The organism is Mycobacterium sp. NGS35, from assembly GCF_059812855.1.
Genome location: NZ_JCALDL010000017.1, coordinates 22,574 through 48,168 on the forward strand (window position 1 = coordinate 22,574; position 25,595 = coordinate 48,168).

Here is a 25,595-nt window from a genome sequence, read left to right on the forward strand (position 1 = left end):
GTCACGGGTGAACTCCGTTGCGGGGCTGAGCCATTCGGTCCTGTGCCACCGACCAGAGCCGATACCCGAGCATCGCATGGCTTTCCTGGATGCGATGGATGCTCTGCGAATGCACCGTGAAACAGAAGTCGAGGTCGTCGGCTACGGCCATCCGGCCGCCGTCGTGGCCGGAGAACCCGATCGTCAACAGTCCACGCTGGTCGGCCTCCGTGATCGCCGTCATCAGATCCTCGGAGTTGCCGGACGTCGACAACGCGATCGCCACGTCTTTATCGCGGGCATGGGCGATGATCTGGCGCTTGAAGATCAGCTCGAATCCGACGTCGTTGCCGAGTGCGGTCACCACGGCCTCGTCGGCGGCCAATGACCACGCGGCGACCGGGCGGCCCCGCGCGGGACGGCTGAACAGTGACGCCAGCGTCGCCGCATCGGTGGAGCTGCCGCCGTTGCCGAACGTGTAGAGCCGCCCGCCGCGACGGAAGCGTTCGGCCATCTGCGCTCCGGCGGCCGCCAGCGCGTCGCCATACTCGTCGAGCGATTCCCGTTGCAGCCGAGCGCTTTCCGCGGCCTTACCGCGTGCCGAGTCAGCGAGGTCGTCGAGCAGGCTCTTGGCGTCGGTCTCCTCCGACTCGATGAATGGGTAGAGAAATCCGGTGCTTTCGGTCATATGGTCACCTCGCGGCCTGTTGTCTGATCTTCGCTCGAGCGCTCATCGCCAAGACGGGCGATTGCGGCTCCTGCGTGCACCAACACGAGGTCATTGGTGGCGACGTCACCGAGGATCGTGACGTCCACCCACTCCTCGCCGGAGGCCGTGCGCACCAGCGCCTGACCGGTGTCGTCTGTTGGTGCCAGAAGAATTTCGGCGATCCGGCCCTCGTCGCCGCATGTCACGCAGACTTCGTCGGTGCGGGCGGTTTTCAGCAGGCCCGGATGCTCGAAGCAGACGTGGGTGAGCTCCCACAACAAGTGATACAGCAGCACAAACGTTCCGGTCGCCGGGACCATCGGGTCGTCGGAGTCGATCCACAGGATGTGGTTGGCCGCCCCGGCGGGTGGTCGCGGTCCGGACCCGATCCACAGCGTCAAAACGCCCCACGCCTGCGCGCGCCGCATGGCGTCGAGGACGGCGGGCTGATCGGCCGCCGCAATCGCGATCAACAGATCGCCGGGCTGGCTGGCCACCCGCGCCTGCGCCACCGGATCGGGGTCTACGAGGGCGACCGACGGCAATGCCCGCTTACCCATGACCACCGGGTGGACGAACTCGACGGCGACGTGATGGGCGTGCGGCTCCCACTCAGGCGAGATCACCCACAGGGTGGCGCCGTCGTGGAATCGGCGGGCCAGATCCAATGCCGCAGCGGCCAAGTCGGCGGAGAGTTCGGCGTCGACGTACGAGCCGCCCAGTTGCGCAGTGGTTGTCATCGTGGGCCTCCCGGGTGCGCGGGCCTGCGCTGCCCACCAGTCTGCTCTTGTTTCGCTGCGACCGGCAGGCGTTCGGCGCGGGCAGTGTTGACCAGATCGAGGGTGGCTTGGGTGGCGGCCGCGAGCGCGGCGGCTTCGTCGTCGCTCAGGGCTGCGCACATCCAGTTCCAGTGCGCCGACACGACGTCGCCAGGCGCGGGCATCGGCGCCAGCCGCAGGTCGCCCTTCTTCCACCGCACGTCTTCGGTGCGGGCTTCGCCGAGAGACAGCCGGCCCGCAGTGAGCTGCAGTGGCTGCGACGCGATCGTCACATGGTCATCGGACACCGACTGGACCGTGCCCCAGCGGATCCGGCAGTCCTGCAGGACTGTCAGCGCGGTATCTGGGCCGCGATCCAGGAAGCGCACCCACGGGTAGACGACGAAGACGTGAAAACTGTGGTGCGCCAGCACCTCAGCGCACGGCTGGATCGAGTCGAGCAGACCGGTCACCTGCCCCTGGAATGCCGTTCTGAGACGGCGGAGCAGATCGCCGGGGTCCACCTTGTCCAACGCACGGCCGCCCGTCCAGTAGCTTCGAACGACGTCTTCATGCAGTGCCTCGGTGCCGCCGACGGCGTCGGCGATCGCGGTCAGGTAGGGCCAGGCGCCGTCGAATTCGCGCGCATGTGCAGCGAGTTCGCCCACATCGCCGGTCCCGGCGGGCCCGCAATAGCCGAGCTCGTTCGGCGGATAGGCGTACTGGCCGAACAATTCCTGCCCTCGAGTCACCGTGCTCATGCCGAATTCCCCACCAAGAGCTGGCCCAACGCAAGCCCACCGTCGTTCGGCGGCACCCGCCGGTGGCTGATCACCCGAAAACCTCTGTGTCGCAAGCACTGCAGCGTCGAGTGCAGCAGCAGCGCATTCTGGAACACCCCGCCCGACAGGGCGATCGTTTGCGACGCCTCGGCATGCCGAGCCGCCAATGCGACGATCAGGTGGGCGACCGCGTGGTGGAACCGGGCACCGATCACGGCTGCGCTCACACCAGCGCGCCAGTCGCCGACCGCCGCTGCCAGCACGGGAGCGGGGTCGATCAGATCGACCGGGGCGCGGCGCTCGATGCCGAACGTGTACACCGTTGCGCCACATGCGGCGCCGCGCGCAAGTCCTTCCAGCTCGATGGCTGCTTGCGCCTCATAGGCGACCACCTGGCGCACCCCGGTCAGCGCCGACACCGCATCGAAGAGCCGCCCCATGCTCGACGTCGGCACGCAGCCCCGGCCGGTGGCGAACTGGTGTGCCAACACCTTTCGTTCCTCGGGTGGACACGCCGCGACCGGCGGCAGGTCGGGATCCCAGTCGATGCCGGCCGCCCACAGGTGGGCCAGTGCCATCCGGTACGGGCGCAGCACGCTGGTGTCGCCGCCGGCCAGCGGTACATATTTCAGGTGCGCCAAGCGCTCGTATCCCTTGTAGTTCGCGAGCATGAGCTCGCCGCCCCACACCGCTTCGTCGCAGCCGTAACCCGTGCCGTCGAACGCGAACCCGAGCACCTGCTCGGAACCGTCGCACCCGTGCTCGGCCATCACGGCTGCGATGTGGGCGTGATGGTGTTGCACGGTGCGCACCGGCCGCCCGTCGGCGTTACGGTGCGCCCAGCCCGTCGACCGGTACAGCGGATGTGCGTCAGCCACCAGCAGTTGCGGCTGCACGCCGGTGAGCGCGCGCAGGTGCTGCTGCGCGTCGTCGAACGCCGACAGGGTGGCCAGGTCGTCCATGTCGCCGATGTGCTGACTCAGCCAGGCGTAGCGACCGTCGGCCACAGCCATCGTGTTCTTCAAGTCCGAGCCGACCGCCAGTGTCGGAGGTACGGGCAGCGGCAACGCGACCGGCAGAGGGGCGTAACCGCGTGAGCGCCGGATCGGCAGCTCCGATCCGTCGACCACCCGGACCACCGAGTCGTCACACGGAACCAGGATTGCGCGGTCGTGCATCAGCCAACCGTCGGCGAGGTGCGCCAACCGGGTCAGCGCATCGTCGTCGTGATAGCAAATCGGCTCTCCGCCAAGGTTTCCCGACGTCATCACCAGCACATCGGGGCCCTGCTGGTCGCCGTCCAGCCCGAACAGCAGGGCGTGCAGCGGCGTATAAGCCACCATCACGCCGAGGTCGGGGTTGCGCGGTGCGACGGATTCGGCTACCCGCGCCGAAGCCAAGCGAGGGAGCAGCACGATCGGCCGCTGCGGCCCGGTGAGCATGCGCTGAGCCGTTTCGTCGACCAGGGCGATGCGCCTCGCACTGGCCAGGTCGGCCACCATCACGGCAAACGGCTTGTCGCCGCGGCGCTTCCGGCGTCGCAATCCCGTCACCGCGGTCTGGTCGCGGGCATCACAGGCGAGGTGGTAACCGCCGACCCCTTTCACGGCGAGCACGCCGCCGTCACGCAACAGCATGCGCGCCGCGCTGAGTGCGTCGTCGCGGTACAGCATGTCTCGTCCCGGCTTCACGTAGCGCAGGGTGGGGCCACACTTCGGGCAACACACCGGTTGGGCATGGAAGCGGCGGTCGGCTGGATCGGCGTATTCGCGGGCGCAGTCGGCGCACATGTCGAACGCCGACATCGTCGTGGTAGCGCGGTCGTAGGGGAGCCCGCCGATGATCGTGAACCGCGGCCCGCAGTTGGTGCAGTTGACGAACGGATGCCGGTACCGGCGGTTGGTCGGGTCACGTAATTCTGCCGCGCAGTCCGCACACATCGCGACGTCGGGGGAGACCAGCGTGCGGCCACTGTTCGACCGGGAGGTGTCGGCAATCGCGAAGCCGGTGCCGCCAACAGGCGAAACCTCCTCGATCTCATAGGATTCGATGAGCGCCAACGGTGGCGGCGAGTCGCGCAGCCGGGACAAGAACTGCTCGAGACCGGCGGTGTCGCCTTCCACTTCGATCAGCGCGCCAGAGCTGTCGTTGCGCACGCACCCGGACAGGCCGAACGCTGCCGCAGTGGTGTAGACGAATGGCCGGAAGCCCACGCCTTGCACCACCCCGCGCACGCTGACCCGCAGTCGGCGCCGGTCGGTCACGGCGCTGCCTCCGGATCGCGGCCCATCAGCTTCAGGCCTGTCATCGCGGCGTCAGCTCCTGCGCAGTCGGTCTTTTCGACGACGAAGCCCATGTGGATGATCACCCAGTCGCCCGGCTCGAATGTCTCCTCGGGCAGCATGCCGATGTTGACCTTGCGTTGCTCCCCGGCGACGTCGACGAGCGCGAGCTGGCCGCCGTAACCCTCCAGCAGACCGACCACCTGACCAGGAATTCCCAGGCACATCTCAATCGCCTCCCGCGCAGACCCGCGCCGCCATCGCCGAGACCACCTGCAGCACGTCGTCGACGGCGCCGTTCACGGCCCTGCGCACCGAATCGGACAACCCGATGCCTTCGTCGACGGTTTCGACCTCGCAGCCCACCACCACGGTGTAGGGCGGCTTGCCGCCCAGTGCGGCCACGCTTGCGAACACCGCGCCGGGGTGCATGCTGTGGGCGTCCAGAACTGGTGCGCTGCAAGCAGATTCATGGTCCACCTCGAAGAGGTGTACGGTGCCCGGTGAACCTTGGTTGGGCACTGCGTCGACGAGGACCAGGCCGTCCCAGTCCTCGAGCAGGTCGTAGGCCAGGTGCATGCCGCCGATGCCGTAGTCGATTACCCGCGCGCCGGTGGCGGCGATGCGTTCCCGCCCGCGCCGCACCACCTCGGGGCCGAACCCGTCGTCGCCGAGGAAGATGTTGCCGATGCCTGCTACCAGAATCCGGGACGTGATGTCACTCCCGTCCTACATCCGGCGAATCTTCATGTAGCGCCGCGCATCCGGTATGGAGGTCACGCCGACCACGACGCCCGCGACGATCACGGCGGCGACGACGCCGATCGCCACCCAACCCACTACATCCATTTCGAACTCCTTTCGAGCGGCTCGACTTCATCCGGGGCGAAGTACAGGTAGCGGCCGTACCACTCGTGCAAATCGGCAGCCGGGTCGTCGTCGACCACGACCGCGACGTGCTGGTTGCCGTCCACGTCCTCGTGGACCGAGGTGACGCGTGCGGTCTTTCCGCTGAAGAAGATGTCCTGAGCGTCGGCGCGCCGTGACGGGTGCAGACGCACCCGAGAGCCGGCGGCCACCCGGACCCCGTCGACCAACACCGCGTCGATCTCCGGCTGAACCGCGGTGTCGGCCACCGGATCCCACCAGTCCACGCCGTCGGGAATCTCGGGGATCAGGGGCGGCCGGCCATCCGCGGCGTGCGGATCACGCAGAACGCCATGCAGATTGAGCATCGCTTCTGGCGACATCGAGTCACATCGGTCGATGATCTGGGCGGCAAGCGGATCGGTCGCCCGGGCCTGCGCCTTCTCCTCGTCGGTCATGGTCATCACGCGCAACGTGAGGATTTCGTCGATCTCGGTGGAGTCGTAGAGCGCGCCTTCGCTCTGCTCGGCGATCTGCGGGTGGTCGTAGAGGATGATCGGCGAAACCAGCATCAGATCATTTGCGCCGGGCGGACCGGCGAGCACCGGGAAGCAGCGGTGCTGATGACATCGCGTCGCGGCCTCGGCAGCGGTCGACGGCGGGTCGAGCAGCGACACGAAGGCGCCGTTGGTCACCTCTGCTACGAGGTGCGTGCCGATGAACGAGGCGGCGATGGCTTCGTCTTTGTCGGCCGGCTCAGCACCGGTGTTACGCACGACCAGGCTGACCCGAATGAGCCCGTCGTCCCGGTCGGCAGCCAGTGCGAGTTCACCGGCAAGCTCTCTGCGGCTACGGACCAGGCGGCCACCGTCGATGCGCTCGACGTCGGTGCCGCCGGCTACGGCTATCGGAACCCGTTGCTTTTCTTCGAGATTCGCGACAGTGAACGGTCCGAACTCCAGCTCCCGTTCCACCGCCTCGTCCCACGTGAGCCACGTCCGGCCGCCGGCGGTCAGCTGGTCGACGGGCACGAAACCACCGGCAGGACTGTTCTTCTGCGCGGTGCGCCGCTGCAACTGGAGGAACCGGACCACCACCGTCAACTCGACGGTGTCACCGTCGACGAGCACCTGGGCCGACATCAAGTCGTTCTCGCCGATGCCTTTCTGTTCGGCGCCAGGCGGTCCCAGCACGCCGAATTGCCAGCGTGACTGGTTCTTCGATGAGCCCGCCCGGTACGGGTACAACAGATAACCCTCGTAGAGCACCGCGTCGGCGACGGCGCGAACATGGTCCCAGCCGCCGCTCATCGCAGCTCCTTCTGACACGCCGCGTCCAGAAGCGCACTGACGGCGTCGTCGTAGCCCAGCAGACCCCGTTCGGTCTTGTACGCGGACAACGCCGCCAGCGTGGCGCGGTTCAGGCGCAGCCATCCGGTGTTCGGGTAGTGCTGGTCCATCAGCGTGCGCCACGCCGCCACCGGCAAGTCGTATCGGTCCTCTTTGTCCCACGGCACCTGCCGCACCGCGAAGCCGCGCGCGCCCTGGGTGAACACTGTTCCGCTGAACAGGAACTGGAGCGCAATGGTGCCGTCACGCAACGCATGCATGTACTTCGCCGCGGCGACCTCGAAGTCGTAGGTGCATTGCAGCGGCAGGTCGACCTGGGTGGTGCCGGTGAAGCCCGGCACCATCACGGCGCAGTGCAGCCACACGAACGTTCGCTGGGTGGAGCTCCACCGCTCCCGCGGCCCGAACAAATCCAACAGCCCGGCCGCTTCTTCGTCGGAGTACCGGCGCCGCAACGGGTCGATCCGCACCTGGCAGCGCAGCGCGATCGCATGCACGGGGTCGTCGCCGACTGCGGTAACCGCGACGCGCGCCGCCAGCACCGGTGTCACCGCGTACGGCTGCGGCGACACGTCGACAACGCGGAACGTCAGGTCTGTCACCGCGATACCGCCTTGCTTCGGGCGGCGAGTTCGTCGAAGAACCCGGTGATGTAATCGCGGACTTCTCGGCCGCCGTCGAACCCGTGCCACAGCATCCGCATCCGGCCGACGAACTCGTAGCAGACGTCGATCGGCACCAGATAGCAATCCGGCGAACAGGTTTCGTCGCTGGGCACCCGAACGATCAGCGCCTCGGTGTCGTCGGCGAGCATGTCCACGCGCGGGTCCGCGTCGCGAATGGCGCTCCAGGCGCCCAGGTCCAACTCTGATTCCGTCGCACCGGCCGGTCCGGGATAGAACGCGACGACACGGCCGAGCGCCGAGTTGCGGAAGAAGAATGCCAGACCGACCGGGATCTCCAACGCATCCCACTGCCGGCGATCGATGCCGAAATCGCCGAAGCTCAGAACTCGGTCCGGAATCGCCCGGTAACGCAGGTCGGCGGTGGTGTCGGTGAACAGCAGATAGCATCCGCGGCACACGCACATCAGTTGCCGGCCTTCGACGTTGACGACGTGCTGGTGTTCGTCGGCGATCGGATCGGCGCACATCTCGCACCGCTCGCCGGCCGGTTGGGTCGACCCGCGGCTTGCCCGGATACGGGCCAGCACGTCGTACGCGCCGTCCATCACGAGCCGCCCTGCAAAGCCATCGACAGCACACCATCGCGTTGCAGCAACGGAATCGGCTCGAGGTGCGCATCAGCGTGGCCGTTCCCGTCGACACAGCGCCCGGCATGCACCACGTCGAAGTGAGCGTGACAGCGCGGACATCGCAGCACCGGGGCCGTCGAACCCATCACCCGGTGCAGCGCCGCGCCGGCCAGCGATTCGCCGCAGCATCCGCAGCGGTCTCGGTAGGCGAATAGCGTGTCGTCGACGCGGCACGCCAGCACCACTGCGCCGTCGACCCGGAAGCCGCCCACCTCACCCGGGGCCAGCGCGGCGACGTCGGGAACCCGATGCCAAACGGGTTTGGTGTGGACACGGCTCATCAGCGAGTCGGCAGGTATCGGCTTCGGCGGTTTGGCTTCGGCCGCAACGACTTCGATCGACACGATCTCGGGAGCGGCAGCGCGAATCGCCTCCTCGACCGCCAGCTCCAGGGTCACCGAGGATGACGGACAGGTGCGGCAGCTACCGGTGAATTGCAGCCTCACCACCTCACCGGTGACCTCGATCAAATCCACGTCGCCGCCGTGACTGCCCAGATAGGGCCTCACGCTGTCGAGGGCATCAGCCACCCGCCGCTGTAGGGGATGCGGGTGAAGGTTGTGCACCAGAAGCAGGCTGGCAATCAGCGGGTCCGCTGTGAAGGCTTCTGCCAGTTCGGGATTCGATGACACGACGAGCCGCATCACCCTTTCCAGACCGGCGCCGTAGAGATCGGTGACCTCACGGACCAGTTGCTCGGCACGCTGCTGCGCCACCGGGCCGGCGGCGGCGCTGGCGTCGAGCAAATTCTGAATCCGATTGCCGGCCGTGCGCCAGTGCGCCTCTGGCTCGAATTCTTCCGGCTCGCTCACCTGCTCGTCGCGCCGGCGATCGGCCATACGTCACTCCCCGGTCACGGACTGGGTCGGGGAGTGCAGTCTCTCGAGCGTCTTGCCCTTGCCCAGGTACATGTGCACGCCGCAGGGCAGGCACGGATCAAAGCTGCGGACCGTGCGCATGATGTCGATGCCCTTGAAATGCTCTCTGTCGTTCTCCTCGAAGATCGGCTGACCTTGCACGGCATCCTCGTACGGCCCCGGGGTGCCGTAGCTGTCGCGTGGGTTCGCGTTCCACGGGGTGGGCGGATACGGGTGGTAGTTGGCGATCTTGCCGTCGCGAATCACCATGTGGTGGCTCAGCACACCGCGGACGGCCTCGGTGAAGCCGCACCCGATGCCTTCGTCAGGCACGTCGAACTTCTCCCAGGTCTTGGTGCGCCCGGCGCGGATCTCCACCAACGCCTTCTCGGCGAAGTGCAGGGCGGCCGCCGCAGCATAAGCCTGGAAGTAGGTGCGCGCGCGGTTGCGTTCGATGGTGTTGCTGCCGTGTTGCGGCACCTTCCACTCCAGCTCGACCGGGCCTTTCAGCGCCGTCTTGGGCAGATTGATCTGCACGCTGTGTCCGGTGGACTTGATGTAGCCGATGTCGACCAGTCCGGCCAGCGCCGTCGACCACAAGCGGGCCAGCGGCCCGCCGCCGGTGTCGAGGGCGAGGTGGTCTTTACCGTCGAACCATCGCGGCGCCATCACCCAGCTGTAGTTGCCGTCGAAGTCGCGCTTTTGCGGACGAGGATTGGTGTGCTGGTTCCACGGATGGCGCCGGTCCACCGGATTGCCCAGCGGGTCGGTCTTGACGAACATCTCCTGGTCGGTCCAGTCGTCGTAGTAGCTGTGCCCCAACAGGATTCGGATGCCGAGGTTGATGTCGACCAGTGAGGTGGTGACGAGCTTGCCGTCCACCACCACGCCCGGCGTGACGAACATCTTGCGGCCCCAGTTCTCCATGTCCTTGTAGGAGAAGTTGCAGTGCTCGGGATCCTGGAACGACCCCCAGCAGCCGAGCAGGGTTCGACGCAGGCCGACCTTCTCGTACCCCGGCAGCGCCTCGTAGAAGAAGTCGAACAGGTCGTCGTGCATCGGCACCACGGTTTTCATGAACTCCACGTAGCGCATCAGCCGCGTCATGTAGTCGGTCATCAGCTGGATGGTGGCGGTGGTGCCGACACCACCCGGGTACAACGTCGACGGGTGAACGTGGCGACCTTCCATGAGGCAGAACATCTCTCGTGTCCACCTGCTGACTTGCAGTGCCTGCCGGTAGAACTCGCCGGTGAACGGGTTCAGCGCGCGCATGATGTCGGCGATGGTCTTGTAGCCGTGCATGTCTGCGTGTGGTGCCGCAGTGTTCTCGGCCTTGGCCAGTACACCGGGATTGGTCTCCGCGACCATCTTCTCGCAGTAGTCCACGCCGACCAGATTCTCCTGGAAGATGTTGTGGTCGAACATGTATTCCGCGGCCTCGCCGAGGTTGACCAGCCACTCGGCGAGGTGGGGCGGCTGGACGCCATACGCCATCTGCTGCGTGTAGCAAGAGCAGGTGCAGTGGTTGTCACCGCAGATCCCGCAGATGCGGCTGGTGATGAAGTGCGCGTCGCGCGGGTCCTTGCCCTTCATGAACAGCGAGTAGCCGCGGAAGATCGACGATGTCGAATGGCATTCCACCACTTCTTTGTTCTCGAAGTCGATCTTGGTGTAGATGCCCAGGCTGCCCACGATCCGGGTGATCGGATCCCACGCCATCTCGACCAGCTGGCCGGGTTCACGCTTCGCCTGTGTCGGTTCGGGGGTGATCGTTGTCATCGGACTTCTCTCTCGTTGATGCGTGTGGCGCTGCTAGAAGACGCGAAAGCCGCTGGCAGAGCGCAGAACACAACGCGCACCTACCAGGTGCGGGTTGCTCCCGTTTCCAGCTTGGTTCCCGGATGCCGCCACTTCGGCTCTTTGTCGACAGTGCGGCCGGTGATGTGACGCAGGCTGCGGATCACCGAGCCGTACATCGTCGACGCGGTGGACGACAACTTGCCGCCCGGGGGTTCGTCCATGAACGGCATGAACTTGTCCGGGAAGCCCGGCATGGTGCAGCCGATGCAGATGCCGCCGACGTTCGGGCACCCGCCGATACCGTTGATCCAGCCACGCTTGGGCACGTTGCACTTCACCACCGGACCCCAACATCCGAGCTTCACAATGCATTTCGGCGATCCGTACTCGGTCGCGAAATCGCCCTGCTCGTAATATCCGGCCCGATCGCACCCCTCGTGGACGCTCTGGCCGAACAACCACTTCGGCCGCAGCGCGTCGTCGAGCGGAATCATCGGCGCCTGACCTGTGGCCATGTACAGCAGGTATGTCAGTGTCTCGGAGAGGTTGTCGGGATGGATGGGGCAACCCGGGACACAGACGATCGGGATGCCCGCTTTGCTCTTCCAGTCCCACCCCAGGTAGTCGGGGACTCCCATCGCGCCGGTGGGGTTACCGGCCATCGCATGGATGCCTCCGTAGGTCGCGCAGGTGCCGACGGCGACCACTGCGGTGGCCTTCGGCGCCAGCCGATCGAGCCATTCGCTGGTGGTCATCGGTTGACCGGTGGCCGGATTGTTACCGAATCCGCACCAGTAGCCCTCGTCGTGCAGCTGCTCGTTCGGAATGGACCCTTCGACGACGAGCACGAACGGTTCCAAATCGCCGCGGTCGGCTTTGAAGAACCATTCGAGGAAGTCGTCGGCGCCCCCGTTCGGCCCGCATTCGAAATCGATCAGGGGCCAATGGACGGCGACCTTTGGTAGCCCCGGAAGTGCGCCGAGAGCAATTTCTTCGACACTGGGTTGGGTGGCGGCAGTCAACGCCACGGAATCGCCGTCACAACTCAGACCGGCATTGATCCACAAGACATGGATCAAGGTCTCTTCTGCTTGGACTGCTGCCTCAGTTGGCATTTAGCAGCTCTTTCCGGGACGACCCGTGTCCCTGCACCACAGGAGTCGACCATCGGCCCACTTGCGTGGCGCTAGTTTCTGGGTCTACTCCCGGAGCAAAGACTTGTCAACGTCCAGTTTCGCAATAGTTGTTTGCGTGAGCGTCAATCCACGCGTACCACGCAGAGGCGCCGTCACCCGTCGTGGCCGACACCGGGATGATGTCGACATTCGGGTTGATCGACCGCGCATACGATGCGCAGACATCAAGATCGAAATCGACATAGGGGAGTAAGTCGGTCTTGTTGATCAGGACGAGTCCGGCGGCAGAGAACATATGGGGATACTTCAGCGGTTTGTCGGCGCCTTCTGTCACCGAAATGACGACGACTTTGGTTTGCTCGCCCAGGTCGAACAGGGCCGGGCAGACCAGATTGCCGACGTTCTCGATGAACACCACCGAGTTGGGCTCTGGTGCCAGGCTTTCCAGCGCACGGCGGGTCATCTCGGCGTCGAGGTGACACCCGGCGCCGGTGTTGACCTGAACCACGCGGCAGCCGGTGGCGCGGATGCGTTCGGCGTCCAGCAACGTCTCCTGGTCACCCTCGATGACGGCGACCGGTCGCCGGCCCTGCAGCTCGCGAATAGTGCGCTCCAGCAGAGTGGTCTTGCCGGCGCCGGGGGAACTGGTGAGGTTGAAGGCGGCAATGTTGCGCTGCGCCAACCATTTTCGGTTCCGCTCCGCGAGCTCGTCGTTCTTGGCTAGGACTTTCTGTTCCAGCGAGATGGTGTGCGTCGCCGGCCCATGCTCGTGGGGGTGATCGTGGTGATGGTCATGGCTGTGCGGGTGGTGGTGGCCGGTCTCGCCGGCGACGGTGATGACTGCACCGTCGTCGCCGCATCCACAGGTAGCGCACATGTCAGCTCACTTCCATCGAGAGAATCCGCAGTTCGCGTCCGGCAAGCACTTCGACGTCGGCGCTGCCGCATCCGCACAGCAAGATCAGGTCGTCGACGCCGAACTCGGCGCCGCAGGCGCGGCACCGCGCCAACGCGGGCTGCAGATCGAGATCCAGCCGCGCTCCTTCGGCAACGGTGCCTTCAGTGGCCAAGCCGAAACAGAACTGCATGGAGTCGGGAACCACGGCGCACAGCGCGCCGACTTGCACCCGGACGCTGTGCACGCGCCGGCCTCCGGCGTGTTCGCAGACGGTGTCGACCACGCTCTCAGTGATGGCCATCTCGTGCATCGCCCGCTCCGTCGCCCCGATGATCCTCACGATAGGACCGTGCTGCGCCTGTGCACAATGGCGCTTCCCGCCGCGCGGCCCCGAGCGTGCTTACGATCGTGCGATGGCGGAATCGCTTACCGACGAGGACCTCGCGGTGCTGCGGAACTGGATACGGGAGCACGGCATCGGGTCAGAGGTCACCGACGTGACACCGCTTGCCGGGGGCACTCAGAACATTGTGGTGGGACTGCGCGTCGACGGACGCCGGATGGTGTTGCGCCGCCCGCCGGCACATCCGCGGCCGACCAGTAACAAGACCATGCAGCGCGAGATCGCGGTGCTCCGCACGCTCGCGGGCACTGGCGTACCGCATCCCGAATTCGTCTGTGGCTGTGAAGATCTGGACGTTCTGGGGGTGGTGTTCTACCTCATGGCCTACGTCGACGGGTTCAACCCCGGCACTGAGGTGGCCCCGACCTACGTCGACAAGCCGAAGTTTCGCCACGACGTCGGCCTGCATTACGCGGCGGGTCTGGCCACCCTCGGCCAGGTGCCATGGGAAGGCAGCCCGCTGGCCGCGCTCAAACGACCGGGATCCTTTGTGGCACGCCAAGTTCCGCAATTTCGCGGCTTCGTCGAGGCCTACCGTCAGCAGCCCAACTACCCGCACGATGCGCTGCCTGGTGTCGATCGGCTCGCGGATTGGCTGGAGGACAACCAGCCACCGGATTCCGCTCCGGGCGTCATGCATGGCGATGCTCACCTCAACAACGTGTTGTTGCGTCGCGACCGGCCAGAGGTGGCGGCGTTCGTCGACTGGGAGATGTGCACGGTCGGCGATCCGCTGTTGGACCTCGGCTGGATGCTGGTGTGCTGGCCCAGCGATGCCGACCCACTGGGCAGTGGTAAGGCGTTGGCTGCGCTCGGCGGTTTGGCCAGCCGTCGCGAGCTGCTCGAGGCCTACCACGTGGCCGGCGGCCGTCGCACCGATTACCTGCCCTGGTATCTGGCGCTGGCGTGCTTCAAGCTCGGCACGGTGATCGAAGGGACCTGGGTGCGCTATCTCCAAGGGCAGGCCACTCGCGAGGCCGGCGAGTACCTGCACGCCGCCGCCATTCACCTTGTGACCCTGGGCAATCAGATCGCGTCGGGCCGAGATCTTCTCGCTTCGTAGGTCTGCTGACGAGGGCGTCAGAGAGCTACGGTGATGAACGTGAACATTGCTTTGTCAACCGCGCTGCGCACGTCGTTCGAGGATGCAGTCGAAAAGACCCGGGCTGCGCTCGCCCAGAACGGGTTCGGGGTACTCACCGAGATCGACGTCAAGTCGACGCTCAAGGAGAAGATCGGCGTCGACATGGAGGCCTACCTCATCCTGGGGGCGTGCAACCCACCGCTGGCACATCGAGCCGTCGATGCCGATCGCCAGATCGGCCTGCTACTGCCGTGCAATGTCGTCGTGCGAGAAGACCCCGACACCCCGGGCACAGTACTGGTTGAGGCAATGAACCCGAAGGTCCTGGTGGACGTCACCGAAAACGCCGGCCTGCAACCAGTCGCCGACGAGGTTACGAAGAAGCTGCAGGATGCCATCGATTCGCTAGCTACCAGCTGATTCGGTTGCACCGACTGCGCAGCAGCGTCTATTGTCGGCGACGTGCCTAGGCTTCTCGTAGTAGCGGCCCGCAGCGGGGTCTGATTCAGGCCGACCCCCCGCTGTGGGTCGAGCTACTACGTCGGTCATCTTCCTTCGATCCGAGGACCGGCACCCATGACACCTTCACCGAGCACCGACACCGCGGCTCACGCCTACGACTCACCGTCGAGCCGTTTTCGCGTTCCCCTGCCGCGGGGGCTTCGCGAGGACGCCGAGCACATGTCGTGGGAGACATTCACCGCCACCTACAGTCCCGTCTCCGGCCCGCTGCGGCTCGGTTCGTTCACCTGTGCGGATGCCGACAAGCCGGCCACCCGGCTCGGACCTCAGCCGCGGATCTATCACGCGACCTTTGCGATCGGCGACCGCATCGAGACCACCACCGTCGCGTCCACCGGGGCCGTCGACGCATTGATCTCTATGTTGTTCGGCTGCGGGATCTTCATCGACATGCTGCGCTTCCACCAGCTCGAGTCCGGAACCCACACCGCCACGTTCATCCAAGGCACCGACGGCCAGCACGTCCAATGGGCAATGGGCTGGGCGGAGGACAAGACCGAGTCGGCGCTGCGCGCGATCATCGCGTGCGCCAATCGCTTGATGTCGGTCGCGTGGTACACCGAGCTCGACGTCGACGCGAAGAAGTTCACCTGGCGGCGTCGATGAGCGCTTGCGCGCAAAGCGACAAGCGCCGAAATCACCGGCCGGTGAGCGGCCGCAGCACGATCGGCATGCCGTCCATCGGCACCGGCATGCCCGCGTAATCCCAGCGAGCCTTGTAGTCGGGCCGTGGCAGCTCGAGCCGGTAGTGGCGCAGCAGCCGGTGCAAGATCGTCTTGATCTCCAGCTGGCCGAACACCATGCCGATGCACTTGTGCGCGCCACCGCCGAACGGGGTGAACGCGTAGCGGTGCCGCTTGTGCTCGTTGCGCGGTTCGGTGAAGCGCTCCGGATCGAACTTCAGGGGGTCCGTCCAGATCTCGGGCAGCCGGTGATTCATCCCCGGGTACGCGATGACCTGGGTGCCCTCGGGAATGTAGTAGCCCAGCAGGTCGGTGTCCCGCACGGTCTGGCGCATGGCCCACTGCACAGGCGTCACCAACCGGATCGACTCGTTCATCACAAGGTCCAGCGACTCCAGCTTCTCCAGTGAGTCGATGTCCAGCGGCCCGTCGCCAAGCCGGTCCGATTCGTCGCGGCAGCGATCCTGCCATTCTGGGTGCGCCGCAAGGTTGTACACCATCGTCGTCGCGGTCGACGTGGACGTGTCGTGTGCGGCCATCATCAAGAAGATCATGTGGTTGACGATGTCCTCGTCAGAGAACCGGTTGCCGTCTTCGTCTTCGGTCTGGCACAGCACGGTCAGCAGGTCGTTGCCTTCCTTGCCGCGGCGTTCGGCGACCCGCTCTTCGAAATAGTTCTCCAGGAGCCGGCGCGCCCGCAGTCCGCGCCACCACTTGAACGGCGGCACGCTGGTGCGGATGATCGCGTTTCCTGCGCGGGTGGTTACGGCAAACGCGTTGTTCACCTTGGTCACCAGCTCTTTGTCGGTGCCCGGTTCGTGGCCCATGAACACCATCGACGCGATGTCGAGGGTCAGCTCCTTCATCGCCGGATACAGCAGAAACCGCGCGTCATTGGCCACCCAGTCCCGCACGACGACCTGAGACACGACCTTGTCCATCTGCTCGACATAGCCGACGAGCCGGGAGCGGACGAACGCCTCCTGCATGATCCGCCGGTGATACATGTGCTCGTCGAAATCGAGCAGCATCAGCCCGCGGTGGAAGAACGGGCCGATCACCGGTACCCAGCCCTGCTGCGAGTAATCCTTGTTGCGGTTGGAATAGATGACCTGCGCGGCGTCCGGCCCCAGCGCCGCGACACCGGGCAGCACCGGCGAATCGCCGAACACGACGGGGCCTTTGGTCCTGTACAGATGCAGCATGTAGTCCGGGCCGCCGCGCAGCATTTCGATCATGTGCCCGAGGATGGGCAGTCCCGCGTCGCCCACGACCGGCTTCAGCCCGCTGCCCGGCGGCGGATCGGCAAGCTTTTTCTGCGGGAAATTTGTTTGGAGAAGTTTGCGTTCGACCGCACCCATGCCAGGGAAGTTGTTGAACGATGGCGTCAACCGGCGCTTCGCCTGATCGATCAAATAATCCCGGGTACTGATGGTCGCCATGCGTTCTCCCGCCGTTGAAGTGTGTGGTCGAGGTCACTCGGCTTTATCCTGACGGGCATACTTGACGGCTGTCAAGTTTGTCGTCGACCAGCGGTGATGGAACAGTGCAAGTCATGACTGCTGAGCCCGCACAGTCGGCCGCCCGCCGCAGCCGCGGCGACCGGCAGCGCGAGGCGATCGTCACCGCGGTCCGAGAACTGTTGCAGGAGCAGTCCTTTGCGGACTTGTCGGTCAGTGCGATCAGCGAGCGGGCCGGCATCGCCAGGTCCGGGTTCTACTTCTACTTCGACTCGAAATACGACGTGCTGGCCCTGATCCTGGCCGAGGCCACACATGAGCTCGAGGAGCTCACGCACTACTTCGCGCCGCGGGGCGCCGACGAGACGCCGGCCGAGTTCGCCACGCGGATGGTCGGCAGCGCCGCCGCGGTTTTCGCGCACAACGATCCGGTGATGACGGCGTGCAACAACGCCCGCAATACCGACGCCAAGATCCGCGAGATCCTCGACGGTCAGATCGACACCGTGATCGACCAGATCGTGCGCGTCGTCGAGGCCGAATGCGCGGCCGGCACGGCGCGGCCTATCAGTGACGACATACCGGCATTGGTACGCACTCTCGGTGCAGCTACGGCGCTGATGCTCTCCGGCGACGCGACCTTCCTGGGCCCGGACCGCGACGTGCAACGTGGGCTGCGAGTGCTCGAACGGCTGTGGCTCGCGGCACTGTGGGGCGGTGCGGGCGATACCCGGTAGGGTCACGCCCGTGGCGCAGGGGTTCGCAGGAAAACGGGTTTTCTTGACAGGCGCGGCCAGCGGCATCGGCCGGGCGACCGCACTGAAGTTGGCGGCCGACGGCGCCGAGTTGTACCTCACCGACCGTGACGCGGACGGCCTCGCCACCACCGTCGCCGACGCCCGCGCACTGGGCGCCACGGTGGCCGAGCACCGCGCGCTCGACATATCCGACTATGACGAAGTCGCCCGCTTCGCCGCCGACATCCACACGGCCCATCCGAGCATGGACATCGTCATGAACATCGCGGGCGTGTCGGCATGGGGGACCGTCGACCAGCTCACCCACGACCAGTGGAGCTCGATGATTTCGATCAACCTCATGGGGCCGATCCACGTGATCGAGACGTTCGTGCCGCCGATGGTGGCCGCGGGTCGCGGCGGGCATCTGGTGAACGTATCGTCGGCTGCTGGGTTGGTGGCATTGCCGTGGCATTCCGCTTACAGCGCAAGCAAATTCGGACTGCGGGGGTTGTCTGAGGTGTTGCGCTTCGACCTCGCGCGCCACCGGATCGGTGTGTCGGTGGTGGTGCCAGGAGCTGTCAACACCCCCCTGGTGAATACGGTGGAGATCGCCGGTGTCGACCGGAACAACCCGCGGGTGCAGCGCTTGGTCAGTCGGTTCACCGGGCATGCAGTCGCGCCGGAGGCGGTCGCCGACAAAATACTGGCCGGAGTTCGCAAGAACCGCTTCCTGATCTACACCTCCAACGACATACGCGCGCTGTACATGTTCAAGCGGTTTGCGTGGTGGCCGTACAGCATCGCAATGCGAGTGGCCAACGACACCTTCACCCGCGTGATGCCGCGGACGTGATCGGCGCGGGCGCCGCCAACTCCAGGCGCACGCCCAACAGCCGCACCGGCCGGTCCAGCTCGAAGAGGTCGAGGACACCCAATGCCGCCGGCACGACCACGTCGGGGTCGACCGTCGGCTTCGGCAGCTTGCGGATCTTGGTGCGGGTGAAGAACGTCGACGTGCGGACGGTGACAGCGACACGCGTGACGATCCGCGACTCCGCAGTCACCTCGGCGAGTGTGCGACGCGCCAAATCGGCTATCGCTGCGTCCATTTCGGTGCGATCGGTCAAGTCGCGCGGAAAGGTGATCACGTGGCTGCGCGATCGCGGGATCCACGGTTTGGCGCTCACGGTGGTGTCGCCACCACCCTTGGCCAACAACAGCAACCACAGCCCGATTGTCGGGCCGAAGGCGCACGTAAGTGCGTCGGCGTCCGTCGCAGCGAGTTGGGAAACTGACGTAATCCCCATCGCCGCAAGCCTTTTGGCGGTTTTCGGGCCGACGCCCCACAGTGCGTCGACCGCGCGGTCGCCCATCACCGCCATCCAGTTCGCATCGGTGAGCGCGAAGATGCCGCCCGGCTTGGCGAATCCGGTCGCCACCTTCGCGCGTTGCTTGTTGTCGCTGATGCCGACCGAACACGACAGCTGCGCCTCCGCGGCGATCGTCGCGCGGATGCGCTCGGCCAGCTCCACCGGGTCATCCACGTCGGCGCCCACATACGCCTCGTCCCAGCCCCACACCTCGACCGGAAAACCCAAGTTGCGCAACAGGTTCATCACCTCTTCGGAGGCGGCGTCATAGGCGGCGGGATCCGACGGCAGGAACGTCGCATCTGGGCACTTGCGCGCCGCGGTGCGCAGCGGCATCCCCGCATGCACGCCGAACTCGCGGGCCGCGTACGACGCGCAGGTGACGACTTTGCGCGGCTCTGTCGGGTCTCCGCTGCCGCCGACGATGACCGGCAATCCCGCTAGTTCGGGATGGCGCCGCTCCTCGACGGCCGCGAGGAACTGGTCGAGGTCGACATGCAGAATCCAGCGCGGCGAATTCGTCATCGGTGCCGTCTGCTCTTCGCGCGAGCGCTCATCGTCCGCACAACTTGCGCGCGACGTCTTCCCAACGGTCCCCGAGGGTGTCGAGCGCCAAGCCGGCGTCGCGCAGCTGATGAGCGACATAACCGGGCTCGAGAAGCGCTAAAAGCGCGTCGGCCTGGGCGTCGAGACTTCCGGTTGTTCCGGCCGCCTCGAGCAGAACGCGGACATGGGTGCGATGCAGGGTGGCCGGCGCGTTGTAGCGGGTCTGCGGGTCGCGGGCAGCGTCGCACAGCACGCCGAGGTGCTCGGCGACGAAAGTCAACCGCGCGCGGCCGTATGCCAGCAGGCGGTCCAGCGCAGGCGCGCCGGGCCCCAGCGGCGGCGGGCCGGACAGAAAGGCCCGCTGGAGCGCCTGCTCGTCCTCGTCGAGCAGCACGACCATCAACCCGGCGCGGCTGCCGAATCGGCGGAACAGTGTGCCCTTGCCGACGCCCGCCTCGGCGGCGATGTCGTCCATCTTCACCGCATCCGGGCCGCGCTCGGCGATGAGCCGCCGCGCCGCACCCAACAGCAGTTCGCGATTGCGGGCAGCGTCGCCGCGTTCCTGTGTGGTCTGGTCTGAGACGCGCAGCGGCTCGTGGGCGGCGACCATGCTTGACTTTAACTCAGCTGGAACAATTCGGACTGTGGTCCGGTTAGGGCATGCGAGGATCGACTCGAACGGCGGAAGGATCATCACATGTCGGACATCAGGGTGCTGGTCTTGGTCGGAAGCCTGCGCGCCGCCTCGGTCAACCGTCAGATCGCCGAGCTCGCGGCAGCCAATGCGCCGCAAGGTGCTGCCGTGACGCTGTACGAGGGGCTCGGCGAGCTGCCGTTCTACAACGAAGACATCGACGGCCAAACGGCGCCGGCGGCGGCCGGCAGGCTGCGCGCCGCGGTTGCCGACGCCGACGCCCTGTTGGTGATCACCCCCGAATACAACGGCGGCATCCCGGCCGTGGTCAAGAATGCGATCGACTGGTTGTCGCGGCCGTACGGCCAAAGTGCAGTCGCCGGCAAGCCCGTCGCGGTGATCGGTGCAGCACTCGGCCGCTACGGCGGGGTGTGGGCGCACGACGAAACGCGCAAGTCGTTCGGCATCGCCGGCGCCAACATCGTCGACGCGCTGGCACTGTCGGTGCCGATCGGATCGCTGGACGGCAAACATCCCGGGGAGAACGCCGCGCTCGTGGCCAACGTTCACGACGTGCTGCGGAAGCTTGTTGCTGAGTCTGGCTAACTAGTTTGCTATGCGGATGGTCGCCGACGCTGCGGAGCGTCGGCGACCAACTTGTCGGTGCCCGGTGGTAGACCTGTCGTCATGCTGCCCGAGCGACACGCCGAACGCGGCGCGACACGCCGTGGCCGGGCTCACGCACCGGCTTACGACCAGGGAATTTCATCAATGTGGTTTCGAATATGTTGTATGTCCTCGCTTTGTGGGACACTAGGTGTAGTGTCCCAAGCACCGACAGACGCCGAGATGTTCGGGTCGACGGGAACGAGGATCCGGTGGTGAAAGCCCCGGTGCAGATCGGCCCCAGACCCGTCGAAATCTCGGAGTCCGGCGGTCCGCTGAGCCCCTGGGCTCTTGGTTTCGAGTGTCCGTGTCAACTTTCGCTGAGGAGCCGTACCGCCGATGACGATCACCGTGTACACCAAGCCCGCATGCGTGCAGTGCAACGCCACCTATAAGGCGCTGGACAAGCAGGGCATCTCTTACGACGTCGTGGACATCAGCCTCGACAGCGAGGCGCGCGACTACGTGATGGCTCTGGGATACCTGCAGGCACCGGTGGTGGTGGCGGGCAGCGAGCACTGGTCGGGTTTCCGGCCGGACCGCATCAAGGCTCTGGCGGGCGCGCTCAGCGCCTGACGCCGAGGCCGTAGCGAAGGAGGTTCAGGTGAGTCCGCACGGCGGGTTGGTGTACTTCTCCAGCGTCTCGGAGAACACCCACCGGTTCGTGCAGAAGCTCGGGTTGCCGGCCACCCGGATTCCACTGCACGGGCGGATCCGGGTGGACCAGCCTTACGTGCTGGTCCTGCCCACCTACGGCGGAGGCCGCGCGACGCCGGACATCGGTGCCGGCGGCTACGTGCCCAAGCAGGTCATCGCCTTCCTCAACGACGAACACAATCGGTCGCTGTTGCGCGGAGTCATCGCGGCCGGCAACACCAACTTCGGCGCGGAGTACTGCTATGCGGGCGACGTCGTGTCACGCAAGTGCAAGGTGCCGTATCTCTACCGCTTTGAATTGATGGGCACCGACGAGGACGTGCACGCCGTCCGTGCGGGCCTGGCTGAGTTCTGGAAGGACGCAACGTGCCACCAACCGTCACAACTGCAGAGCCTGTAGCGGCCACGTCCAGCGCGGGGCATCCGTCGACGGAGACGGATTACCACGCGCTGAACGCGATGCTGAATCTGTACGGGCCCGACGGCAAGATTCAGTTCGACAAGGACGTGCAGGCCGCGCGCCAGTACTTCCTGCAGCACGTCAACCAGAACACGGTGTTCTTCCACAACCTCGACGAGAAGCTGGACTATCTCGTGGAGGAGAACTACTACGAAGCCGAGGTGCTCGAGCAGTACTCGCGGGAGTTCGTCAAGTCGCTGTTCGACCGCGCCTATGCCAAGAAGTTTCGGTTCCCGACGTTTCTCGGCGCGTTCAAGTACTACACCTCCTACACGCTGAAGACATTCGACGGAAAGCGGTACCTCGAGCGGTTCGAAGACCGGGTGTGCATGGTGGCGTTGACGCTCGCAGCGGGCGACACCGACTTGGCGGAGAAACTGGTCGACGAGATCATCGACGGCCGATTCCAGCCGGCGACTCCGACGTTCCTCAACTCGGGCAAAAAGCAACGCGGCGAGCCAGTTTCGTGCTTTCTCCTTCGCGTCGAGGATTGCATGGAGTCCATCGGCCGGGCCATCAACTCGGCGCTGCAGTTGTCGAAGCGTGGCGGTGGAGTTGCGTTGCTGCTCACCAACATTCGCGAGCACGGCGCGCCGATCAAGAACATCGAGAACCAGAGCTCGGGCGTCATCCCGATCATGAAGCTGCTCGAGGACTCGTTCTCCTACGCGAACCAGCTCGGTGCGCGCCAGGGTGCAGGTGCGGTGTATCTGCATGCCCACCACCCCGACATCTACCGCTTCTTGGACACCAAGCGGGAGAACGCCGACGAGAAGATCCGCATCAAGACGCTGTCGCTGGGTGTGGTGATTCCCGACATCACGTTCGAGCTGGCCAAGAAGAACGAGGACATGTACCTGTTCTCGCCCTACGACGTCGAGCGGGTGTACGGCGTGCCGTTCGCGGACATCTCGGTCACCGAGAAGTACTACGAGATGGTCGACGACGCGCGAATCCGCAAGAGCAAGATCAAAGCGCGCGAGTTCTTCCAGACGCTGGCGGAGCTGCAGTTCGAGTCCGGCTATCCGTACATCATGTTCGAGGACACGGTGAACCGGGCCAACCCGATCGAGGGCAAGATCACGCACTCCAACCTGTGCTCGGAGATCCTGCAGGTGTCGACGCCCTCGGAGTTCAACGAGGATCTGACGTACAAGAGGGTCGGCAAAGACATCTCGTGCAACCTCGGGTCGCTGAACATCGCCAAGGCCATGGACTCGCCGGATTTTGCGCAGACCATCGAGGTGGCTATCCGGGCGTTGACGGCGGTGAGCGATCAGACGTCGATCAAGTCGGTGCCGTCAATCGAACAGGGCAACAACGACTCTCACGCGATCGGGCTCGGGCAGATGAACCTGCACGGGTATTTGGCGCGCGAGCGGATCTACTACGGGTCCGAAGAGGGCATCGACTTCACCAACATCTACTTCTACACGGTGCTCTACCACGCATTGCGGGCGTCCAACAAGCTCGCGATCGAACGCGGCACGCACTTCAAGGGCTTCGAGCGGTCGAAGTACGCGTCGGGGGAGTTCTTCGACAAGTACACCGACCAGGTGTGGGAGCCGAAGACGTCGAAGGTGCGAAAGCTGTTCGCGGACGCCGGCATTGCGATTCCGACGCAAGCGGATTGGCGGGAGCTCAAGGCGTCGGTGCAAAAGCACGGCATCTACAACCAGAACCTGCAAGCGGTGCCGCCGACGGGGTCGATCTCGTACATCAACCACTCGACCAGCTCGATCCATCCGATCGTGAGCAGAATCGAGATCCGCAAGGAGGGCAAGATCGGGCGGGTTTACTACCCGGCGCCCTACATGACCAACGACAACCTCGAGTTCTACGAGGACGCATACGAGATTGGCTACGAGAAGATCATCGACACCTATGCCGCTGCCACGCAGCACGTCGACCAAGGCCTCAGCCTGACGTTGTTCTTCAAGGACACGGCGACCACACGGGATGTGAACAAGGCGCAGATCTACGCCTGGCGTAAGGGAATCAAGACGCTGTACTACATCCGGTTGCGGCAAATGGCTTTGGAGGGAACCGAAGTCGAGGGTTGCGTCAGCTGCATGCTGTAGAGGCCGGCCGCTTAACGGTAGCGCTTCGCTCAGTTCACCCTCGGTGAGGCGGTCTGCTGCCACGGCACCCTGATCCACGGGTTCTGCCACAGCTGCGACTGCCACAGCGGGGACTGCCAGAACCGCTGCTGCCAGAACTCACACGGCACGAATTGTTCGGCAGGACACCATTGACGGTCCGCCGGACCAGTCCCCGGGTCGGCCGTGGCAACGGTCGGCAAGCCGATGCCCGACAACGCCACACCAGCGCCCACAACTGCCGCACCGACGATTGCCCGCATCCGCATACCGAAATGGTGCGCCGAGTGGGCAGTTGATACACGCGTTTCGCGAAAAAGCGTGACTTAAGTGGCCACTCGGCACCAGTCAGTAGGTGTGCTGCGGGCCTTGCGCTTTCTTGTACATCCGCTTGAGCAGAAAGTCGCGCACGCGGCCGTTGTCGAGCACCTTGATTCCGGCGTTGGCGATGGCCGGGATGCCGGCCAGCTTGTGGAAGTAGCGGCCGCGGCGATACTCCCGACCCCACGCCTCTTCCATGCGCAGCGCATAGTTCATGAAGTCGTCGGGCCCGCCGTTCTGCAGCGCCATCACCGCGCATTCGCCTGCGGCCAAGCCTGATTCGAGCGCCTTGGAGATGCCCGCCCCGGACGCCGGCTTGCCGGCACCCAGGGAGTCACCCGTGAACAGCACGCCCGGACGCCACGGCGGCCACGCGGTGAAGCCCATCGGCAGCCGCCACGCCCGCACACTCTTGTTCTTCTTGAGCTCCTCGATCGGTGGCAGCTCCCACTCGGCAGGCAGCGACCGCAAGAACTCGCCCAGAAACTGGGTGGCGTTGATCTGCTGCCAGTTCTTGTAGCTGTTCACGTACCCCAGGCCGATGTTGAACCGGCCGGAGCCCATGGGGAAAACCCAGCCGTAGCCGGGCAATTGGTCGCCCCGGAAGGCCAGTTTCAGATAGATGTCGAGGCTGTCGGAGTCAGGGCGGTTCGCATACATCTCCGAGCGAATCGCGATCGCCGAGTATCCGTTGTATTCAGAGTCGATCTTCAGTGCGCGCTTGATCGGAGAGTACGCACCGTCAGCGGCGATCACGGCATCGCCGTAGACCTTCTCGCCGCTCTTGAGCGTCACGCCGATAACACGGCCGTTGTCGTCGACGATCGGTCCGGTCACCTCGGCCGATTGGCGCACTTCGGCTCCAGCGGACTCCGCGTGTTTGAGCAGCAGTGTGTCGAGTTCTGTGCGGCTGACGGTGTGTCCGTGATCAGGCATGCCCGGGCGCTTGGGGAACGACAGCTCCCACTGGCTGGGGCTGAAGACCGTCACCCTGTTGACGCGGTGGAATTTGGCCACTTCGCTGGCCAGGCCCATCTTCTGCAGATAGCTGACCGCGCGGGCGGTCAGGCCGTCACCGCACGGCTTGTCGCGCGGGAATTCGGCCTTGTCCAAGACCACGACATTGGCCCCGGCCTGCACGGCCTGCCATGCTGCGGCCGACCCGGACGGTCCGCCGCCTGCTATGACCAGGTCGTAGTGCTGCGTCATCGATCT

Annotated in this window: 29 protein-coding genes; 9 read left to right on the top strand and 20 right to left on the bottom strand. The window is 65.4% G+C overall.

Annotation, left to right across the window (positions count from 1 at the left end):
• Position 1: 1 nt before the first annotated feature.
• From AC5Y4C_RS20675 to AC5Y4C_RS20745, 15 genes are all read right to left on the bottom strand, one after another.
• The gene (locus AC5Y4C_RS20675; RefSeq protein WP_499907925.1) at positions 2-667 is read right to left on the bottom strand and encodes a D-sedoheptulose-7-phosphate isomerase; all 666 of its coding nucleotides are present in this window, start codon (positions 665-667) and stop codon (positions 2-4) included.
• Positions 664-1,428, bottom strand: a complete 765-nt coding sequence (locus tag AC5Y4C_RS20680; protein ID WP_499964956.1) for a hydrogenase assembly protein HupF — start codon at positions 1,426-1,428, stop codon at positions 664-666. The genes AC5Y4C_RS20675 and AC5Y4C_RS20680 overlap by 4 nt, the downstream gene beginning before the upstream one ends.
• The gene (locus tag AC5Y4C_RS20685) at positions 1,425-2,207 is read right to left on the bottom strand and encodes a DUF6390 family protein (RefSeq protein WP_499964954.1); all 783 of its coding nucleotides are present in this window, start codon (positions 2,205-2,207) and stop codon (positions 1,425-1,427) included. The genes AC5Y4C_RS20680 and AC5Y4C_RS20685 overlap by 4 nt, the downstream gene beginning before the upstream one ends.
• Positions 2,204-4,492, bottom strand: a complete 2,289-nt coding sequence (hypF, locus tag AC5Y4C_RS20690; RefSeq protein WP_499964952.1) for a carbamoyltransferase HypF — start codon at positions 4,490-4,492, stop codon at positions 2,204-2,206. The genes AC5Y4C_RS20685 and hypF overlap by 4 nt, the downstream gene beginning before the upstream one ends.
• Complete coding sequence (locus AC5Y4C_RS20695; protein WP_499964950.1) at positions 4,489-4,737, bottom strand: HypC/HybG/HupF family hydrogenase formation chaperone; 249 nt, start codon at positions 4,735-4,737, stop codon at positions 4,489-4,491. The genes hypF and AC5Y4C_RS20695 overlap by 4 nt, the downstream gene beginning before the upstream one ends.
• Position 4,738: 1 nt before the next feature.
• Positions 4,739-5,227 carry a hydrogenase maturation protease gene (locus AC5Y4C_RS20700; RefSeq protein ID WP_499908075.1) on the bottom strand — a complete coding sequence of 163 codons (489 nt, stop codon included), beginning with the start codon at positions 5,225-5,227 and terminating at the stop codon, positions 4,739-4,741.
• Between the two features lie 12 nt (positions 5,228-5,239).
• A complete protein-coding gene (locus AC5Y4C_RS20705; protein WP_499907930.1) occupies positions 5,240-5,359 on the bottom strand; it encodes a DUF6893 family small protein in 120 nt (39 codons plus the stop codon).
• The gene (locus AC5Y4C_RS20710; RefSeq protein ID WP_499964948.1) at positions 5,350-6,687 is read right to left on the bottom strand and encodes a hypothetical protein; all 1,338 of its coding nucleotides are present in this window, start codon (positions 6,685-6,687) and stop codon (positions 5,350-5,352) included. The genes AC5Y4C_RS20705 and AC5Y4C_RS20710 overlap by 10 nt, the downstream gene beginning before the upstream one ends.
• The gene (locus AC5Y4C_RS20715) at positions 6,684-7,328 is read right to left on the bottom strand and encodes a DUF6084 family protein (RefSeq protein ID WP_499907932.1); all 645 of its coding nucleotides are present in this window, start codon (positions 7,326-7,328) and stop codon (positions 6,684-6,686) included. The genes AC5Y4C_RS20710 and AC5Y4C_RS20715 overlap by 4 nt, the downstream gene beginning before the upstream one ends.
• Complete coding sequence (locus AC5Y4C_RS20720) at positions 7,325-7,957, bottom strand: DUF5947 family protein (protein ID WP_499964946.1); 633 nt, start codon at positions 7,955-7,957, stop codon at positions 7,325-7,327. The genes AC5Y4C_RS20715 and AC5Y4C_RS20720 overlap by 4 nt, the downstream gene beginning before the upstream one ends.
• Positions 7,957-8,880 (bottom strand): NifU-related iron-sulfur-binding protein, encoded by a 924-nt coding sequence (locus AC5Y4C_RS20725; protein ID WP_499964944.1) that lies wholly within the window; start codon positions 8,878-8,880, stop codon positions 7,957-7,959. The genes AC5Y4C_RS20720 and AC5Y4C_RS20725 overlap by 1 nt, the downstream gene beginning before the upstream one ends.
• Positions 8,881-8,883: 3 nt before the next feature.
• A complete protein-coding gene (locus AC5Y4C_RS20730) occupies positions 8,884-10,680 on the bottom strand; it encodes a nickel-dependent hydrogenase large subunit (protein ID WP_499951518.1) in 1,797 nt (598 codons plus the stop codon).
• 80 nt (positions 10,681-10,760) lie between these two features.
• A complete protein-coding gene (locus AC5Y4C_RS20735; protein WP_499907936.1) occupies positions 10,761-11,816 on the bottom strand; it encodes an NADH-quinone oxidoreductase subunit B family protein in 1,056 nt (351 codons plus the stop codon).
• Between the two features lie 106 nt (positions 11,817-11,922).
• Complete coding sequence (gene hypB, locus AC5Y4C_RS20740) at positions 11,923-12,714, bottom strand: hydrogenase nickel incorporation protein HypB (protein ID WP_499951517.1); 792 nt, start codon at positions 12,712-12,714, stop codon at positions 11,923-11,925.
• 1 nt (position 12,715) lies between these two features.
• Entirely contained in the window at positions 12,716-13,045 is a 330-nt protein-coding gene (locus tag AC5Y4C_RS20745) for a hydrogenase maturation nickel metallochaperone HypA/HybF (protein ID WP_499908076.1), read from the bottom strand.
• A gap of 103 nt (positions 13,046-13,148) precedes the next feature.
• Between AC5Y4C_RS20745 and AC5Y4C_RS20750 the strand changes: the two genes are divergently transcribed.
• The 3 genes from AC5Y4C_RS20750 (at position 13,149) to AC5Y4C_RS20760 (ending at position 15,350) form a co-directional block, all read left to right on the top strand.
• The gene (locus AC5Y4C_RS20750) at positions 13,149-14,201 is read left to right on the top strand and encodes a phosphotransferase family protein (RefSeq protein ID WP_499951515.1); all 1,053 of its coding nucleotides are present in this window, start codon (positions 13,149-13,151) and stop codon (positions 14,199-14,201) included.
• Between the two features lie 39 nt (positions 14,202-14,240).
• Positions 14,241-14,642, top strand: coding sequence for a DUF302 domain-containing protein (locus AC5Y4C_RS20755; RefSeq protein ID WP_499907939.1), 402 nt, complete (start codon positions 14,241-14,243; stop codon positions 14,640-14,642).
• Between the two features lie 156 nt (positions 14,643-14,798).
• Positions 14,799-15,350: a homocitrate synthase gene (locus AC5Y4C_RS20760; protein WP_499964942.1), complete on the top strand. Its 552-nt coding sequence runs from the start codon at positions 14,799-14,801 to the stop codon at positions 15,348-15,350.
• 31 nt (positions 15,351-15,381) lie between these two features.
• Here AC5Y4C_RS20760 and AC5Y4C_RS20765 read toward each other — a convergent pair whose 3' ends face one another.
• Positions 15,382-16,869, bottom strand: coding sequence for a cytochrome P450 (locus AC5Y4C_RS20765; RefSeq protein ID WP_499951513.1), 1,488 nt, complete (start codon positions 16,867-16,869; stop codon positions 15,382-15,384).
• 113 nt (positions 16,870-16,982) lie between these two features.
• On the opposite strand from AC5Y4C_RS20765, the gene AC5Y4C_RS20770 reads away from it, so the two are divergent.
• Entirely contained in the window at positions 16,983-17,624 is a 642-nt protein-coding gene (locus AC5Y4C_RS20770; protein ID WP_499907942.1) for a TetR/AcrR family transcriptional regulator, read from the top strand.
• A 10-nt stretch (positions 17,625-17,634) separates the two neighbouring features.
• A complete protein-coding gene (locus AC5Y4C_RS20775) occupies positions 17,635-18,480 on the top strand; it encodes an SDR family oxidoreductase (RefSeq protein ID WP_499907943.1) in 846 nt (281 codons plus the stop codon).
• Here the strand turns inward: AC5Y4C_RS20775 and AC5Y4C_RS20780 are convergent.
• The gene (locus AC5Y4C_RS20780; protein ID WP_499951510.1) at positions 18,455-19,522 is read right to left on the bottom strand and encodes a DNA polymerase IV; all 1,068 of its coding nucleotides are present in this window, start codon (positions 19,520-19,522) and stop codon (positions 18,455-18,457) included. The genes AC5Y4C_RS20775 and AC5Y4C_RS20780 overlap by 26 nt on opposite strands.
• 28 nt (positions 19,523-19,550) lie before the next feature.
• The gene (locus tag AC5Y4C_RS20785) at positions 19,551-20,153 is read right to left on the bottom strand and encodes a TetR/AcrR family transcriptional regulator (RefSeq protein ID WP_499964939.1); all 603 of its coding nucleotides are present in this window, start codon (positions 20,151-20,153) and stop codon (positions 19,551-19,553) included.
• A gap of 87 nt (positions 20,154-20,240) precedes the next feature.
• Between AC5Y4C_RS20785 and AC5Y4C_RS20790 the strand changes: the two genes are divergently transcribed.
• The 4 genes from AC5Y4C_RS20790 to nrdE all read left to right on the top strand — a co-directional run bounded on the left by AC5Y4C_RS20790 (position 20,241) and on the right by nrdE (position 24,041).
• Entirely contained in the window at positions 20,241-20,783 is a 543-nt protein-coding gene (locus AC5Y4C_RS20790; protein WP_499964937.1) for an NAD(P)H-dependent oxidoreductase, read from the top strand.
• 399 nt (positions 20,784-21,182) lie between these two features.
• Complete coding sequence (locus AC5Y4C_RS20795) at positions 21,183-21,419, top strand: redoxin NrdH (protein ID WP_499907947.1); 237 nt, start codon at positions 21,183-21,185, stop codon at positions 21,417-21,419.
• Between the two features lie 28 nt (positions 21,420-21,447).
• The gene (gene nrdI, locus AC5Y4C_RS20800; protein WP_499907948.1) at positions 21,448-21,900 is read left to right on the top strand and encodes a class Ib ribonucleoside-diphosphate reductase assembly flavoprotein NrdI; all 453 of its coding nucleotides are present in this window, start codon (positions 21,448-21,450) and stop codon (positions 21,898-21,900) included.
• Positions 21,867-24,041, top strand: coding sequence for a class 1b ribonucleoside-diphosphate reductase subunit alpha (gene nrdE, locus AC5Y4C_RS20805; RefSeq protein ID WP_499964936.1), 2,175 nt, complete (start codon positions 21,867-21,869; stop codon positions 24,039-24,041). Before nrdI ends, nrdE begins: the two co-directional genes overlap by 34 nt.
• Positions 24,042-24,070: 29 nt before the next feature.
• On the opposite strand, the gene AC5Y4C_RS20810 is transcribed toward nrdE, so the two are convergent.
• On the bottom strand, positions 24,071-24,328 hold the full coding sequence (locus AC5Y4C_RS20810) for a hypothetical protein (RefSeq protein ID WP_499907950.1): 258 nt from the start codon (positions 24,326-24,328) through the stop codon (positions 24,071-24,073).
• A 79-nt stretch (positions 24,329-24,407) separates the two neighbouring features.
• Positions 24,408-25,589: a geranylgeranyl reductase family protein gene (locus AC5Y4C_RS20815; RefSeq protein ID WP_499964934.1), complete on the bottom strand. Its 1,182-nt coding sequence runs from the start codon at positions 25,587-25,589 to the stop codon at positions 24,408-24,410.
• Between the last annotated feature and the right edge of the window lie 6 nt (positions 25,590-25,595).